General features: G+C 66.3%; 17 protein-coding genes and 1 tRNA gene. 5 read left to right on the top strand and 13 right to left on the bottom strand.

Annotated elements, in window-relative coordinates:
- Positions 1-126: 126 nt before the first annotated feature.
- Positions 127-1,542 carry a magnesium transporter gene (gene mgtE / locus PRN20_RS20300; protein ID WP_273959456.1) on the bottom strand — a complete coding sequence of 472 codons (1,416 nt, stop codon included), beginning with the start codon at positions 1,540-1,542 and terminating at the stop codon, positions 127-129.
- Between the two features lie 114 nt (positions 1,543-1,656).
- Between mgtE and PRN20_RS20295 the strand changes: the two genes are divergently transcribed.
- Entirely contained in the window at positions 1,657-2,037 is a 381-nt protein-coding gene (locus PRN20_RS20295; protein WP_273959455.1) for an MmcQ/YjbR family DNA-binding protein, read from the top strand.
- A 99-nt stretch (positions 2,038-2,136) separates the two neighbouring features.
- Here PRN20_RS20295 and PRN20_RS20290 read toward each other — a convergent pair whose 3' ends face one another.
- The 4 genes from PRN20_RS20290 to PRN20_RS20275 are packed head-to-tail and all read right to left on the bottom strand — an operon-like array spanning position 2,137 to position 5,364.
- Entirely contained in the window at positions 2,137-3,039 is a 903-nt protein-coding gene (locus PRN20_RS20290) for a bifunctional methylenetetrahydrofolate dehydrogenase/methenyltetrahydrofolate cyclohydrolase (protein WP_273959454.1), read from the bottom strand.
- A gap of 56 nt (positions 3,040-3,095) precedes the next feature.
- Positions 3,096-3,839, bottom strand: a complete 744-nt coding sequence (locus PRN20_RS20285) for a LamB/YcsF family protein (protein ID WP_273959453.1) — start codon at positions 3,837-3,839, stop codon at positions 3,096-3,098.
- A complete protein-coding gene (locus PRN20_RS20280; RefSeq protein WP_273959452.1) occupies positions 3,836-4,726 on the bottom strand; it encodes a biotin-dependent carboxyltransferase family protein in 891 nt (296 codons plus the stop codon). The genes PRN20_RS20285 and PRN20_RS20280 overlap by 4 nt, the downstream gene beginning before the upstream one ends.
- Positions 4,723-5,364: a 5-oxoprolinase subunit B family protein gene (locus PRN20_RS20275; RefSeq protein WP_273959451.1), complete on the bottom strand. Its 642-nt coding sequence runs from the start codon at positions 5,362-5,364 to the stop codon at positions 4,723-4,725. Before PRN20_RS20275 ends, PRN20_RS20280 begins: the two co-directional genes overlap by 4 nt.
- Before the next feature lie 77 nt (positions 5,365-5,441).
- Here PRN20_RS20275 and PRN20_RS20270 point away from each other — a divergent pair, with 77 nt between their 5' ends.
- Positions 5,442-6,005, top strand: a complete 564-nt coding sequence (locus PRN20_RS20270) for a dihydrofolate reductase family protein (protein ID WP_273959450.1) — start codon at positions 5,442-5,444, stop codon at positions 6,003-6,005.
- A gap of 16 nt (positions 6,006-6,021) precedes the next feature.
- Here PRN20_RS20270 and PRN20_RS20265 read toward each other — a convergent pair whose 3' ends face one another.
- The 5 genes from PRN20_RS20265 to PRN20_RS20245 form a co-directional block, all read right to left on the bottom strand.
- Positions 6,022-6,156, bottom strand: a complete 135-nt coding sequence (locus PRN20_RS20265) for a hypothetical protein (RefSeq protein WP_273959449.1) — start codon at positions 6,154-6,156, stop codon at positions 6,022-6,024.
- Between the two features lie 163 nt (positions 6,157-6,319).
- Positions 6,320-6,535 carry a dodecin gene (locus PRN20_RS20260; RefSeq protein WP_273959448.1) on the bottom strand — a complete coding sequence of 72 codons (216 nt, stop codon included), beginning with the start codon at positions 6,533-6,535 and terminating at the stop codon, positions 6,320-6,322.
- Positions 6,536-6,627: 92 nt separating this feature from the next.
- A tRNA-Ser gene (locus PRN20_RS20255) sits at positions 6,628-6,717 on the bottom strand.
- 30 nt (positions 6,718-6,747) lie between these two features.
- Entirely contained in the window at positions 6,748-7,719 is a 972-nt protein-coding gene (locus PRN20_RS20250) for a quinone oxidoreductase family protein (RefSeq protein WP_273959447.1), read from the bottom strand.
- A gap of 3 nt (positions 7,720-7,722) precedes the next feature.
- Positions 7,723-8,577, bottom strand: coding sequence for a TerC family protein (locus tag PRN20_RS20245; protein WP_337956271.1), 855 nt, complete (start codon positions 8,575-8,577; stop codon positions 7,723-7,725).
- Between the two features lie 200 nt (positions 8,578-8,777).
- On the opposite strand from PRN20_RS20245, the gene PRN20_RS20240 reads away from it, so the two are divergent.
- The 3 genes from PRN20_RS20240 to PRN20_RS20230 are packed head-to-tail and all read left to right on the top strand — an operon-like array spanning position 8,778 to position 10,868.
- Positions 8,778-9,236, top strand: a complete 459-nt coding sequence (locus PRN20_RS20240; protein ID WP_273959446.1) for a YeeE/YedE family protein — start codon at positions 8,778-8,780, stop codon at positions 9,234-9,236.
- 1 nt (position 9,237) lies between these two features.
- Positions 9,238-9,711 carry a DUF6691 family protein gene (locus tag PRN20_RS20235; RefSeq protein ID WP_273959445.1) on the top strand — a complete coding sequence of 158 codons (474 nt, stop codon included), beginning with the start codon at positions 9,238-9,240 and terminating at the stop codon, positions 9,709-9,711.
- Positions 9,708-10,868, top strand: a complete 1,161-nt coding sequence (locus PRN20_RS20230) for an FAD-dependent monooxygenase (protein WP_273959444.1) — start codon at positions 9,708-9,710, stop codon at positions 10,866-10,868. Before PRN20_RS20235 ends, PRN20_RS20230 begins: the two co-directional genes overlap by 4 nt.
- Positions 10,869-10,920: 52 nt before the next feature.
- Here PRN20_RS20230 and PRN20_RS20225 read toward each other — a convergent pair whose 3' ends face one another.
- From PRN20_RS20225 to PRN20_RS20215, 3 genes are all read right to left on the bottom strand, one after another.
- Entirely contained in the window at positions 10,921-11,628 is a 708-nt protein-coding gene (locus PRN20_RS20225) for an invasion associated locus B family protein (RefSeq protein ID WP_273959443.1), read from the bottom strand.
- 113 nt (positions 11,629-11,741) lie between these two features.
- Entirely contained in the window at positions 11,742-15,242 is a 3,501-nt protein-coding gene (gene mfd / locus PRN20_RS20220; protein WP_273959442.1) for a transcription-repair coupling factor, read from the bottom strand.
- Positions 15,239-15,433, bottom strand: a complete 195-nt coding sequence (locus PRN20_RS20215; RefSeq protein ID WP_273959441.1) for an FAD assembly factor SdhE — start codon at positions 15,431-15,433, stop codon at positions 15,239-15,241. Before PRN20_RS20215 ends, mfd begins: the two co-directional genes overlap by 4 nt.
- Between the last annotated feature and the right edge of the window lie 42 nt (positions 15,434-15,475).

Genomic DNA, 15,475 nt, shown 5'->3' with positions numbered 1-15,475 from the left:
ACGGGACTGCCGCAACCACACAGGTGACGGAATTGCAGCAGTAATGATTCGTTAACTCGGCAAAGGTGCGTTGGGAAGTGGCGCGAATGCCACAGTGGATGAGTCGAGATTTATCGCTAACGCCCGTCAGAACAGGCCGAACCACAGCCCCGCGAGCCCCAGGAAGACGAAAAATCCGATCACATCGGTGATCGTTGTAACGAACACCGACGAGGCAACGGCGGGATCGACCTTCAGCCGGTTCAGCATCAGCGGGATCAGCACGCCGCCCGTTCCGGCGACGATCATGTTCACCACCATGGCGAGCCCGATAACCATCCCCAGGCTGATATTGAGGTAGCGAAGGGCGGTGACCACGCCGATCAGCACCGCAAAGATGCAGCCGTTGATGAACCCGCCGAGCACCTCGCGCGTGATGAGCCTGCGTACCCGCATCCGGTCGAGGTCGCGCGTGGCGAGCGCACGCACCGTCACGGTCATGGTTTGCGTGCCGGCATTGCCGCCCATCGAGGCGACGACGGGCATCAGCGCCGCCAGCGCGACCATCTGCTCGATCGTGGCGTTGAACAGGCTGATGACGAACGAGGCCAGGATCGCCGTGAACAGGTTCACCACAAGCCACGGCGCACGGCTGCGCACCGTCGCGAGCACGTTGTCCGACAGCTCTTCGTCGCCCACCCCACCCATGAGCTTGATGTCTTCCGTCGCCTCTTCGTGGATCACGTCGACGATGTCGTCGACCGTCAGCACACCAACGAGCCGCTTGTTCTCGTCGACCACACCGACCTCGACGAGGTCGTAGCGCTCGAAGTCGCGCGCTGCCTCCTCCTGGTCCTCGGTGGCGTCGACGGTGAGGACGTCGCTGTTCATCAGGTCCTCGATCCGCACCTTGCGCTGCGCCCGCAGGAACTTGTCGAGGGGGATCGTCCCCAGCAGCCGGTAGCCCGGATCGACCACGTAGAGCTGGAAGAACTCGTCGGGCAGGTCCCGGTCGGCGCGCAGGTAGTCGATCGTCTGCCCGACCGTCCAGAACGGCGGTATGGCGATGAACTCCGTCTGCATGCGCCGGCCGGCGGAGTCCTCGGGGAAATCGAGGCTTCGCTTCAGGCTCAGCCGCTCGAAGGCCGGCAGCTGGGCGAGGATTTCCTCGCGCTCGCCCGCGTCCATATCCTCGAGGATGTAGACGGCATCGTCGCTGTCGAGCGTGGCCACGCCGCGGGCCACATCCTCGGTCGGAAGCTCCTCGATCAGGTCGTTGCGGACGCTGTCGTCGACCTCCGTCAGTGCCAGGTAGTCGAACCGGTCGCCGAGCATCTGGACGAGGGCGACGCGCTCATCCTGGTCCAGCGCCTCGAGCACGTCGCCCGCGTCGGCGGCGTGCAGCGGCTCCATCATCTCGGCGACGTCCTCGACGTCCCGCTCGGCGAGGTGCGCCCGCAACCGTCCGAGCCAGTCGGCGTTGAGATTGAAATCCGGGTCCCGAAACGCGTTCGGATCCGGCCGGGCTTCCCCGAGTTCGGCGATGTCGGATTCGTCGGTCATGGAGACCCCGGGAGGCTGGCGCTTCGGGTTGGCCTAGGGTGTAGCCAATCGCCTCGGGATGCGCCAGACTCGTGGCACGGCTCGGCCGCTGTTTTTTGCTTCGCTCCGAGGGAGATGGCGATGGCGAGAGAATCCGAGATCGAGCGAATGCTGCGGCTGTGCGCGGAGCTCAGCCTGCCCGACGTCGCGCTGTCGACCAGCTACGGTGCGCCGTCGATCAAGGTGAAGGGCAAGAACTTCGCCTCCGTCCGCGGGCCGCAGGAGATGGTGCTCCACTGCCCCCTCGAGCAGAAGGAACTGCTCATGGAAATGGCGCCGGACATCTACTGGCAGACCGACCACTTCAAGGGCTGGCCGGGCCTCCTCGTCCGCCTCGAGATCATCGGCGACGAAGAACTCTCCCTGCGCCTCGAGGACGCCTGGCGCTTCCGTGCTCCAAAGCGGCTCGCCGACGCCTACACCATGTCCAGGAGCTACGCCGAACGGGCAGAGTAGCTCCCGGATTGGCTGCCTCAGCTTGGCCTCATGGCCGGGCATGCCCCGGCCATCCAGTCACGCGGCGTCTGCCGCGTGAGAGGGTGCTCGCACGTACGGCTAGGGCGTCAGGTCCTTCGGCGGCTCGATGCCGTTGATCAGCGATGCCGTCGTCACCGTGTTGGCGAGAAGGCATACGATGGTCATCGGCCCCACCCCGCCCGGCACCGGCGTGATCGCCCCCGCAACCTCGGCGGCAGCGGCATAGTCCACGTCACCGAGCAGCCGGGTCTTGCCCTCACCACGCTCAGGCGCGGGAATGCGGTTGATGCCCACGTCGATGACCGTAGCACCCGGCTTGATCCAGTCGCCCTTGATCATCTGCGGCCGGCCCACGGCTGCAACGACGATGTCGGCCCCGCGCACCACGGACGCCAGGTCCTTGGTCTTCGAGTGCGCCACCGTCACAGTGCAGTTTTCACGCAGCAGCAGCTGCGCCATGGGCTTTCCTACGAGGTTGGAGCGCCCGATGATCACCGCGTTCAGGCCCTCGAGCGAGCCCAGCGTATCGCGCAGCAGCATCAGGCAGCCGAGCGGCGTGCACGACACCGGACCCGGCAGGCCGATCTGCAGCTTGCCGACGCTGGCCGGAGTGAAGCAGTCGACGTCCTTGTCCGGCGAAATCGTCGCGATCACCTTGTTCGGGTCGATCTGCTTGGGCAGCGGCAACTGCACCAGGATGCCGTGAATGGCCGGATCGTCGTTGAGGTTCTTCACCAGCGCCAGCACCTCGGCCTCCGACGCATCCTCGGGAAGCTCGTACTTCTCCGAGTGCATGCCGACTTCGACAGTCTGCTTGGCTTTCTGGCTCACATAGATCTGGCTGCCCGGATCATGCCCCACGATCACCACGGCGAGCCCCGGCGTCACATCATGCTCACGCTTCAGGCGTTCGACATGACCGGCTATCCGGGCGCGCAACCCCTCTGCATAGGCCTTTCCGTCGATGATCTTGGCGGTCATTGGAACTCCTCGGGCTGGAGCCGCCGATATGGAACAAGTCGCCTTCCGGCGCAACCTCAGTAGGGCGCGCGGATAACGATCCCGTCCGCCTCGAGCGCCTGCCGCACCGCTCGCGCGATGGCCACCGCTTCCTCGGTATCGCCGTGGATGCATAGCGACGTGGCGCTGGTCGCGATCACGGTTCCGTCGATCGCCACCAGTTCCCCCGCCTGCGCCAGCCGCACCGCCCGCTCGGCAATCATGCCGGCATCGTGCAGCACCGCGCCCGGCTCCGATCGCGGCACCAGCAGGCCATTCGGCTGGTAGGCCCGATCGGCATAGGCCTCGCGCACCACTGGATAGCCCATCGCCTCGGCCACCTCGACCTGCGCGCTCCCATCGATCGCCAGCACCGACAGCCCGGGGACCAGTCCCGTCACTGAGGCAAAACACAGCGCCGCGACGGCGGGTTCCTCGGCGGCCATATTCGCCAGCGCGCCGTGCAACTTCAGGTAGCGCACCGGCACGCCCTCGTCCCCGGCAATCTCGACCAGATCGCGTACCTGCCCGCGCACCTGCTCATCGAGCTCCTCCGGCGGCAGCACCAGCCGCCGCCGCCCGAAATGCTCGCGATCAACGAACCCCGGATGCGCTCCGACGGCGACGCCGCGCCGGTGAGCCGCGCGCAGCGCGACCCGCATCGTCGTTTCATCTCCGGCATGACCGCCGCACGCGATCGAGGCCGACGACACGATGTCCAGCAGCGCCTCGTCGCCCGGCATGCCCTCGCCGAGGTCGGCATTGAGATCGAGCGTCTTCACCGCATCAGTTCCTGTGCATGGGCCACGGTTATCGGCTCGAAGCGCACCTCGCTGCCCGGCCGCAACTGCGCCAACCTGTCGAGGTCGGCCGTGACCACGGTCGCGATCCGAGGGTACCCGCCGGTTGGCTGGTGATCCCGCATCAGCACGATCGGCGTACCATCACCGAGAATCTGGACATCGCCCGGCACGACGGCATCGGACACCAGCGAGAGAATGCCCGCCCCGGCAAAGACATTAGCCCTATCAGTGAGCCGCACACCCATCCGGTCGATCTGATTGGAAATGACAAAACTCTCCTCGACGAAGCGCTGCCGAATGGCAGGATCGAACCCGTCGGCATGGATCCCCCAGGTGACCCGGATCGGCCCAGCTGCCACCTCGGCAGCATGCGGATGCGGCGCCCGCCCTGGCGCTAGCGCAGCGCCGAACCGCAGGACGTCTCCTTTGCCCAGGGCCCTCCCGTCGAAGCCGCCCAATCCGGCGATCGAGCTCGTGGCGCGGCTACCCATCACCACCGGAACATCGATCTCCCGGTCGAACCGGATGTAGCCATAGTTGCCCGCCCCGCCCGGCAGGATGTCGACCACGCTGCCTGGCCCCAGCACTACTCGCGTCGGCCACAACTGCGACACGCCATCGACCTTCAGCGTGAAATCCCCACCATCGAAGGCGCAGGAAACGCCCTCGTCCTCGACCAGAAAGCTCAACCCGGCCTGCGTGAACTCGATACCGGCACTGCTAGCCGCGCCCAGCCAGCCGCCTGCACGCCGGAACGATGTCCTGTCCATCGGGCCCGAGGCGCTGATCCCGTGGCGAAGCTGACCCGGTCGGCCGGCATCCTGTATCGTGGTGAGCGGGCCCGCGCGGACAATCCTGATGGTCACAGCGCCACTGCCTCGAACTGGATCCGATCCCCCGCCACCACCGTCGTCGGCGTATTCGCTCCGGGATCGAAATTACGAAAACCGGTCCGCCCGATGATGTGCCAGCCCGTCGGAATCGGCGTCGATGTCACCGCAGTCTGTCCGGCCGCGAACAGCACCGTCCCCGCGGGCACCTGCCGCCTCACCACCTGCCGCCGCGGCACCGCAAGCGCGTCCGGATGCATGCCGCAATAGATGAAGCCCGGCGCAAAGCCGGTCGCAAGCACGCGCAGCGGTCGCGCGTTATGGGCAGCGATGAACGCATCGCGGGTCAGTCCCGTGACCTCAGCCAGCTCGTCCAGGTCCTCGCCATCGAACACCACCTCTATCGACCGCTCGACGCCGTCCTCCACTTGCTCGCCGGCAGGCGCCATCAGCAGCCGTACCTCGCCGGCCAGCCGTTCGAAGCCGATGGCACGTGGGTCATAGCGAAGCAGCACGGAGATCAGGTTCGGCACCACCTCGACGACACCGCCTATCCCGGCACGTTCCACCCGCGAGGCGAGCGCCACAGCCGCAAGATTGGCCTCGTCCGTCAGCGTCTCTCCGAAACGGACCAGCAGCCCCTGATCGCCGATCGGCAGGATAACCGGTGTCAAATCAAGGGCTCCCGATACATGCCGCCTGACTAGCACGCCGCTTGCGGCCTGTCGCGACAGTCGATACAGCCGACCCCATGCCGATCCCCGGAACCAAAGTCACCGTCGAAGGCCACGCCATCGTCTCCGTCGACGGCATGATCGCCGCCGCCGATGGCAGCATGCCCGCCGCCCTGCACAGCGATGCCGATTGGCGTCTCTTCCAGGCAGCGCTGGATCGCGCCGCCATCGTGGTGCTGGGCCGCCTGGGCCACGCTCGCCACCCCAACCCGGGCCGCCGGCGACTGGTCCTCACCAGATCCGTCGCCGACCTGGCATCCGACCCGGGCGATCCGCTGGCCACCCTCTGGAACCCCGGGGGCATCGCCATCGCCGATCTGCTGGCTCGATTGGGCATCCTCGAGGGGACGGTCGCCGTCACCGGCGGAACGGGCACGTTCGACCTGTTCGTGCCCCACTACGATCGCTTCATTCTCTCCGAGGTCCGCTCACTGACCCTGCCCGACGGCATCCCCTGCTTCAGCAAGGGCCACCCCCGGCTCGTCCTGCCGGGCGCCGGTCTCGAGGCTCGCGACATGGAAGTCATTGATCGGGGTGTCGTGCAGACCCAATGGGTCAGGCCCTCGGCAACGGCCGCCTAGGCAGGCCAGTTCCGCTTCAAGGCTTCATCAGCCAGTCGATCAGGCCAATCTCCGCGTCCTCTGGCTGTGCAACGGCTGTGGCTCCGACGAGCAGCAGCGCATTCACCACCAGCAGCACGGCGAACATGCCTATCAAGCGCACGTACATCATGCAGAATCAGTAACATGCGCCGCCCCGGAAAATCTTTCTCAAGATGGCGCGTGTTCTATACTGTACAATCAGCGCATCACATTTGCCGCCATGCAGCGAATAGACGGCAGCCCGGACAGTCTGACGATAAGAAGATCAGACGCAGTCGATCCCTTCTGAGCAATCAGCCCGGCTCGTCTATCCGGAAGCCGACCTTCATCACGACCTGGTACTGCGCGACCTTGCCGCTCTCGATCGAGCCCCGGATCTGCTCGACCTCGAACCACTCGAGGTTCCTCGTCGTCCGGTGGGCGCGCGCGATGGCGCCCTCGATCGCATCAGTCACGGACTCGGTCGATGAGCCCACGAGGTCGATTCTCTTGTAGATATGGTTGGGCATGACAGTCCCCTTTCCTGCTCGAATGGGCGGCATGGCCCGCGTACCGCGAACCAGCCTACGGCACGCCCGTCGGCGGGAACTGTCAAGGATAATGGCGGGTAGGGAGGGATTCGAACCCCCGGAACGCTTGCACGTTCGCCGGTTTTCAAGACCGGAGCAATCAACCGCTCTGCCACCTACCCGACGGCTTCGCGTTTAGCGGTCTCGGGCCGCTACGGCAAGAGCAGCGTCGATCCGGTCGTCTTGCGATCCTCAAGTGCCCGCTGTGCCTCGGCCGCCTTCTCGAGCGGCCAGGTGTGGTCGATCGCAACGCTGATCTTGCCCAACTCGATGAGGTTGAACAGCGCATCGGCGGCGGTGCGAATGTCCTCCGCCGTGCGGAAATAGGCCCCGCTGGTCGGTCGCGTGACGTAGAGCGATCCCTTGTCGGCGAGAATGCCGAGGCGCGGCACCGATACCGGCCCCGAGGCGTTGCCGAAGCTCACCATCAGGCCGCGCGGACGCAGGCAATCGAGCGACGGCTCGAACGTTGCCGCGCCGACCCCGTCATAGACCACGTCGACGCCCTTGCCGCCGGTGAACTGCCTGACATGCTCGACGAAATTCTCCGTCCGGTAGTTGATGGCAAGGTCCGCGCCGTTCTTGCGCACGATCTCGCACTTCTCCTCCGATCCGGCCGTCCCGATCACCGTGGCGCCAAGCGCCTTGGCCCATTGCGTCAGAATCTGCCCGGTTCCGCCCGCCGCGGCATGCACGAGAATCGTCTCACCCGCCTTGAGCGCATACGTCCAGTGCAGCAGGTAGAAGGCCGTCGTACCCTTGAGCAGGGACGCGGCCGCCACCTCGTAGGTGATGTTGTCGGGGAGCCTCACGGCCTTGTCGGCGGCAAGCAGGCGTTCCTCGGCATAGGCGCCGACCGCCCCCGTGTACCCGACCCGGTCGCCCACGGCGAAGTCGGTGACGCCGGGGCCCACGGCAACCACGTCGCCCGCGCCTTCATTGCCCGGCACGAACGGCAGCGCGACCTTGTAGAGCCCCGAGCGCTGGTAGGTGTCGACGAAGTTGATGCCGATCGCCCGATGCCGCAGCCGGATCTGCCCCGGACCGGGGGCACCGACCTCGATATCCTCGAGCTTCAGCTTCTCCGGCCCACCATACTCATGAACGACAAAAGCGCGGGTCATGGTTCACTTCCTTGGTGCGGACTTGGGCTTCGAGCGGGCCCGCGAGGCGGGCGTCGACTTCGGCCTGGCCTTCGCCGGCGCCTCGCCGTCGGCAACTGCCGGAACCGCCGGAGCCGTCGCGGCGGCTACTGGCCTCCGGCGCTGCCTGCGCTCCTTGGCAATGACGTTGACGGCCTCGACGAGAACCGAGAACGCCATGGCCGAGTAGATGTAGCCCTTGGGGATGTGGAAGCCGAGGCCATCGGCGACCAGCGACGTGCCGATCAGCAGCAGGAAGGCCAGCGCCAGCATCTTGGTGGTCGGATGCTTGGCGACGAAATCTGCAACCGGGCCGGAGGCGACGAACATCACGGCGACAGCGACGATCACCGCCGCGACCATCACTTCCACATGGTCGGCCATGCCGACTGCGGTGACGATCGAATCGACGGAGAAGACGAGGTCGATCAGGATGATCTGGCTGATGATCGCGGCGAACGCCATCGTGGCCGTGCGCTTGAGGTTATCCTCCTCCTCATGCGGCGCCTCCATCTCGGCGTGCATCTCGTGCGTCGCCTTGTAGATCAGGAAGCCACCGCCCAGGATCAGGATCAGGTCTTTCCACGTCGGCGCGAACCCGGCGACATCGAAGGCCGGCTGCGTGAGCCCGATGATCCACGAGATGACCAGCAGCAGGGCGATGCGGAAGATCAGCGCCAGCGCCAGGCCCAGCTTGCGGGCCTTGTCAGCCTGCTCCTTGGGGAGCCGCGACACGAGCACCGAAATGAAGACGATGTTGTCGATGCCGAGCACGATCTCCATCGCCGTGAGAGTCAGGAAAGCGGCCCACACGTTGGGGTCGTAGAGAAGTTCAAGCATCGACGGCTCCGGAGGTCTTGCGTGGCGCCATACTTATGATGGGACGCACACAGTTGAAAGGGCACGTCTTTGCCCGCTCACAGCGATGTATTTTCTCGTTCTGCACATATGGCTTGGGACGATCCACTCTCCGGCCGGCTGGCCCCTCGCACCATCCGTTGCTATCCTGAACGCCGTTCGTGTCTGAAAGCTCCCGTCACATGGATTCCTTCGCTCCCATCCCCGCACTGGCTGGCGGGGTGCTCATCGGCCTCGCATCCGCCCTCCTCTGGCTCGGCAACGGCCGTATCGCCGGCATCTCCGGAATCTTCGGCCAGCTGTTGCCGCCGGCCCGTACGGTAATCTGGCGCCTCGTGTTCCTCGTCGCGCTCGTGCTTGGCACGTTCGCCGCATCCTGGCTGCTTCCCGGCCTCGGCGTTGGCGGCCCCGGTGGACAGCCGGCACAGCTGGCCGCGCCGCCGCCGGGCTGGAAGATTCCCGCCCCGCTCTGGATCGCTGTATCGGGCCTCCTGATCGGCTTCGGCACCAAGATCGGCAACGGCTGCACCTCCGGCCATGGTGTCTGCGGCATCGCGCGCCTGTCGAAGCGTTCCTTCGTTGCGGTCGGAGTGTTCTTCTCCGTCGCCATCCTTACCGTCGCCATCACCGGGATCGTCTGAAATGGCCGCGCAAATCCGCCTTCCCTACCTCGCCACGGCCGCGCTCAGCGGCCTGCTCTTCGGCGCCGGCCTCTACGTCTCGCAGATGGTCGATCCGCTGAAGGTCCTGCGCTTCCTCGATTTCGGGGCCATTCCGACCGGCGGATGGGACCCGAGCCTCGCCTTCGTCATCGTCCCCGCCATCGTCGTGATGTTCATTGCGGTACGCATCGGCCGCCGCCGGCAGGCTCCGCTGTTCGATACCCGGTTCAACGAACCTGAGTTCCACCACATCGACGCCCCGCTGGTCGGTGGCGCAGTCCTGTTCGGCATCGGCTGGGGCATGTCCGGCATCTGCCCCGGCCCCGCGATCTCGCTGATCGCCTTCTGGCCGCCCGACCTGCTGGTGTTCCTTGTCGCGCTGTTCGTGGGCTCCTACGCCGGCGCACTGATCATCCCCAGCGGCCGCGACAAGCGATTGGCGCTGGCCCGATGAGTGCACGCTACGATGCCATTGTCGTCGGCGGCGGGCTGGCCGGCGTCGCCGCCGCCGTCGCGGTGGCCAAGGCGGGCCTGAACACCCTGCACCTCGCGCCCAAGGGCCCGCCGGATCGCCGCACCTCGGCGCTGATGGGCCCGAGCGTCGACTATCTCCGCTCGGCCGGGCTGATCGACCGGCCCGCCGACATCGGCCATCCGCTGACGCAGATCCGCATCATCGATGCCACCGACCGGCTCATCCGCGCTCCCGAGACGCTGTTCGACAGCAGCGATGCGGGCCTCCCCGCATTCGGCTGGAACTTCCCCAACATCAAGCTGCTGGAAGCCTTCGAAACTGCCCGCAGCCGCCTCGCCAATCTCGAAACGCGTGAGGTCGCCCTCAGCGGCATCGAACGCACCACGGACAGCTGGCAACTGACGCTCGCGGACGGCGAGCTTGTCGAAGCCCCCCTCGTGGTCGGGTCCGACGGCAAGAAGTCGCTCGTCCGCGTCGCCACCGACTTCCGCGCCCGCGAGCACGGCTTCACCCAGGCCGCACTCGTTTGCGACCTCGAACTGGCCCGCCCGCTCGGTGGAGCATCGGTCGAGTTCCACTACGAACAGGGGCCGTTCACCCTCGTGCCAGCCGGTGGATCCCGGGCGAACCTCGTGTGGATCGATGATCGCGAAGTGCTGAAGGCGGCCCAGGCAGCCGGTCCCGAAGGACTGCGGACCACCTTCCTCGCCAAGTCTCAGCGCCTGTTCGGCGACATCCAGCTGCTGACGCCGGCCCACATGTTCCTGCTCTCGACCCTCACGGTCCAGCGCGCCGGCATGAACGGCATCGTCCTCGCCGGCGAGGCTGCCCATGCCTTCCCCCCGATCGGAGCACAGGGCCTCAACCTCGGCCTGCGCGACGTGGCCGACCTCGCCGCAGCGCTCGCGGCCGCCGATCGCAGCCAGCCCAGCTGGGCCATCGCCGTCAGCGAGGACTATTCGCGCCGCCGCGCCGACGACCTCGAGCGCACCGGTGGCATGGTGGATACGCTGTTCCGGTCCCTCCTCAGCGACTACCTGCCTGCCCAGGCGCTCCGTGCGGGTGGCCTCTGGGCCCTGCGCCTGCTGCCGCCCCTGCGCAAGCAGGCCTTCGGCCTCGGCATGGGCGAACGCTGAAAACAAAAAGGGCGCCGGTTGGCGCCCTTTCTTCATTCCGATTGTAGCCCGCTTACTGCGGAGCAGCTTCGGCAGGTGCAGCACCCTCGGTGCCCATCTGCTGACGCAGTTCTTCGGCGCGATCCTGCAGCTGCTTCTCGAGAGCGCTCGGCGTCGCGGCCTGCTTGTTGAACTCGTCGAACGTCATCGCGGCCTCGCCGTCATAGACGGACGTGAAGCCCGCGAGGCTGATGCTGATGACGAGATCCTTGTTCTGCCGGTTCTTCGCCGTCAGCTTGAGCGTGCCGCCCTTCTTGAGGCTGTTGACATAGGCCTCGTTGATCACGAGCTGCGTCGCGCAGCTCTGGGGATCGCACAGCATGAACGGAACGCGGATCGGCTTGCCGCCGTCGATCTGCCAGGTGAGGCCGAAGGGCAGGAGTACCCCGAGCGGCACCGCGGCAACGGCGAGCAGACGGCTTTCCTGGCCCGGATCGTCGCGCAGCAGGAACGAACCCAGGAACTGGCCGTTCGTTACGACGACCTGGCGCATGATACAGGCCTTCTTGCCCCCGTCGATCGGGTCACAGACCTTGAGCCAGTTCTTGGTCGGATCGGCGTTGGTCGGCGCTGCCGGAGCAGCTGCCTGGTCACCCGCCGCCGGGGCCGCCCCTTCAGCGGGAGCTGCCGGCTGAGCAGCGTCCTGCGCGTACGCCCCGAACGAGGGCATCATCAGCGCGGCGACCGCGAAACCAGCAACGACGAGCTTTTTGAGGGTCATTGATTTTCCTTGTGGTGTCCTACCATCGGTGACTCTCCCGGCCACCCTAATTCGTGCGCTGTTCAATGCACGAATTCGGGCAATAGCATGGCCGAGCAGACTTCCGGAAGCTCTTAACCGGCCAGTGTTGCCGCAACGCTCGATTCCGTCGCCAGTCGCGCCATCTTGGAGAGGATTGCCGCCGTACCCTTTAGCCGCGCTTCCGGTGTTGGCCAGTCCCTGCTGAACACAAGTTTCTGATCAGGCTTGATGCGCACCGACATGCCCGGATCGGACACGAGGCGCACCAGCCCGGCCGGATTCGGGAACTCGTTGTGCCGCAGGGTGATCACGGCACCCTTCGGCCCGGCATCGACCTTCTCCACATTGGCCGTACGGCAGAGCGACTTGACGAGGATCACCTTGAGCAGTGCCTCGACCTCCTCCGGCAACGGCCCGAACCGGTCGATCAGTTCCGCGCCCGCAGCATCGATCTCGCGCGCATCCGTCAGGTCGCCAAGACGCCGATAGAGCTGCATCCTCAGTTGCAGGTCGGGCACGTAGTGCTCCGGGATCATCACCGGCATGCCGAGCGAGATCGTCGGGCTCCACTCGTTGCGGTCCTCGTACTCGACATCGCCGTCGCGCAGCGCCGCCACCGCCTCCTCCAGCATCGCCTGGTAAAGCTCGAACCCGACCTCGCGGATGTGCCCCGACTGCTCCTCGCCCAGCAGGTTGCCGGCGCCGCGGATGTCGAGATCGTGGCTCGCGAGCTGGAAGCCCGCACCGAGCGTCTCCAGCGACTGCAACACCGTGAGGCGCCTCTCGGCCGTGTCGTTGAGCTTGCGGTCGGGCGGCACCGTGAACAGCGCATAGGCACGCTGCTTGGCCCGCCCGATACGCCCGCGGATCTGGTAGAGCTGCGCCAGCCCGAAATTGTCGGCCCGGTGCACCACCAGCGTGTTGGCATTGGGGATGTCGAGGCCGGACTCGACGATCGTCGTCGACACCAGCACGTCGAACTTGCCGTCGTAGAAGTTGTTCATGATGTCGTCGAGCTCGCCCGGCGGCATCTGGCCATTGGCCACCACGTAGCTGATCTCCGGCACATGCTGGCGCAGGAACTCGGCGATATCCGGCTGGTCCTTGATCTTGGGGACGACGTAGAACGCCTGCCCGCCCCGATACTTCTCGCGCAGCAGCGCCTCGCGCACGCTGAGCGTGTCGAAGGGCGAAATGAACGTACGCACCGCCAGCCGGTCCACCGGCGGCGTAGCCAGCAGCGACAGGTCGCGAACGCCCGTGAGCGCCAGCTGCAGCGTCCGCGGGATCGGCGTCGCCGTCAGTGTCAAGACGTGGACGTTGCCCTTGAGCTCCTTGAGGCGCTCCTTGTGCCCCACACCGAAATGCTGCTCCTCGTCGATAATGAGCAGCCCCAGGTCCTTGAACTGTATCGACTTCGAGAGCAGCGCGTGCGTACCCACGACGATATCGACAGTTCCCTTGGCGAGCTCCTCCTTGGTGCCCTTGAGCTCGCTGGCGTTGACCAGCCGCGAGGCCTGGCGGATGCGCAGCGGCAGCCCGGAGAAGCGCTCGGTGAAGGTCCTGAAGTGCTGCCGCGACAGCAGTGTCGTCGGTACGACCACCGCCACCTGCCGGCCCGACATCGCCACGGCGAACGCCGCGCGCAGCGCCACCTCGGTCTTGCCGAAGCCGACGTCACCGCAGACGAGCCGGTCCATGACGCGACCCGAAGCCAGGTCCTCGAACACGGCAGCAATCGCCGCAAGCTGGTCCTCAGTCTCGTCGTACGGGAAGCGAGCCGCAAATTCCTCGTAGAGCCCATGCGGCAGGTCGATCGGGTCGACCGTGAGCAGTTGCCGCTGCGCCGCGATCTTGATGAGCTGATCCGCCATCTCGCGGATGCGCTTCTTCAGCCGGCTCTTCTTGGCCTGCCATGCAACGCCACCGAGCTTGTCCAGCTCGGAGATCGAGTCCGAGCCATAGCGCGACAGCAGCTCGATGTTTTCGACCGGAAGGTAGAGCTTGGTGTTCCCGGCGTACTCGATCTCCACGCAGTCGTGCGGCGCGTTCTGGACCTCGATCGTCTTGAGGCCGAGGAACCGCCCGATTCCGTGGTCGACGTGAACGACGAGGTCACCGGCAGCGAGACCCGCCGCCTCCGTCAGTGCGTCCGAGGCGCGCTTGCGCTTCTGCGGCCGCAGCAGCCGCTCGCCAAGGATGTCCTGCTCCGACAGCACCAGCATGTCGTCCGTCTGGAAGCCGGTCTCGAGTCCCAGCACCACCAGCGCCGTGGTCTCGGCAGACGTCGTCTCGGCGTCGCGCCAGTTCTCGGCCATGCGCGGATGCGCGAGGCCATGGTCGGCCAGCACCTGCGCCATGCGGTCGCGCGAGCCCTCCGACCAGCAGGCGATGATGGTCTTTCGTCCCGCCTTCCGCTGCGTCTGGAACAGCTTCACTACGGACTCGAACAGGTTGACGTCCTGCGCCTGCCGCTCGGCCGCAAAGCTCGGCGCCACGCGCCCACCGGCGTCGTCGCCCTTCTTGCTGTCGGGGGCCGTGAACGGAGAAAGCTGGACCACGGCGTTGTCGGCTGCCAGCGCGTAGATCGGCCGGGTCATCTCATAGAGATACTCGGGCGGTACAGGCTTGTACGGCGCGGCGCCCTGCCCCGACTGCTTCTCGTTCCGCGCATCGTCGCGCGCCTGGTAGTAGTCCGCCACCTGCGCCTGCCGGTCGATGAACGCTTCCTTCGCCTGGTCGTCGAAAACCAGCGGCGCGCCATCGACATAGGCCGTGAGGTGGTCGAGTTCCTCGTAGAAGAACGGCAGCCAGTGCTCCACACCCGGATAGCGCTGGCCGGCGCTCACCGCCGCGTAAAGCGGATCGTCCACCGTGTTGCCGCCGAACATCGTGGTGTAGCGCGCGCGGAAGCGCTTGATCGCCTCGTCACTCAGCAGCACCTCGCTCATCGGCGCCAGCGCGACGTGCTTGATGTTGCCCGTCGTACGCTGGCTGTCCGGATCGAAAGTGCGGATCGTCTCGAGCTGCCGCCCGAAGAAGTCGAACCGCAGCGGCGTCTCGGCGCCTGCGGGGTACAGATCGACCAGCCCGCCGCGCACGGCATACTCACCCGCCTCGCGCACCGTCGGAACACGCAGGTAGCCATTTCCGGCCGCCCACCCGATCAGCTTTTCGCTGTCGACCACCTGCCCCGCCGCCGCGGCAAAGCTCATGCCCGCGACGACATCGCGAGGCGCGAGCTTCTGCACCAGCGCATTGACGGCAGTGAGGACAATCGCCCCCTTGGCCGCACCGCTCGCCAGCGTCGAGAGTGTGGTCATTCTCGCAGCGATGGTAACCCCGTTCGGAGACACGCGATCGTACGGCAGGCAGTCCCACGCCGGCAGCGTCAGGATCTGGTGCCCCGGCATCAGCTGCTCGAGAATTTCGGCCATGCGCTGCAGGCGCCGTCCATCGCGCGCGACAAACACGGCGCTCACCTGAGCATCCGGCGCTGCCCTCAACCTCTCCTCGACCAGCCGGGCGAACACCACCGGCTGCATCCCGTCGGGAACGTTGGAAATCGTGCGGTCGGCGCGTTGATCCGTCATTTGGCGATCCGGAAGCGAAGGAGGTCGGCGAGCAATGCGTGGTCGGCGTCTGCCGGCGCGGGCTCCTGCCCGGTCAGCCACTTGAGGAGGTCGGTGTCCAGTTCCTCGAGAATTGCCTCGAAGCGGTCCAGTTCCGAGCCGTCCATTTCAACCAGCCGGGCGTCGGCATACGGGCCCAGCAGCAGGTCCATTTCCTTGGTCCCGCGATGCCAGGCGCGATAGCGCATCCGGCG

Source organism: Devosia sp. ZB163, from assembly GCF_028613635.1.
In the GTDB taxonomy this organism is placed as follows: Bacteria; Pseudomonadota; Alphaproteobacteria; order Rhizobiales; family Devosiaceae; genus Devosia_A.
The sequence above is the reverse complement of the archived record's forward strand: the minus strand, read 5'-3'. Positions and strand labels throughout refer to the sequence as shown.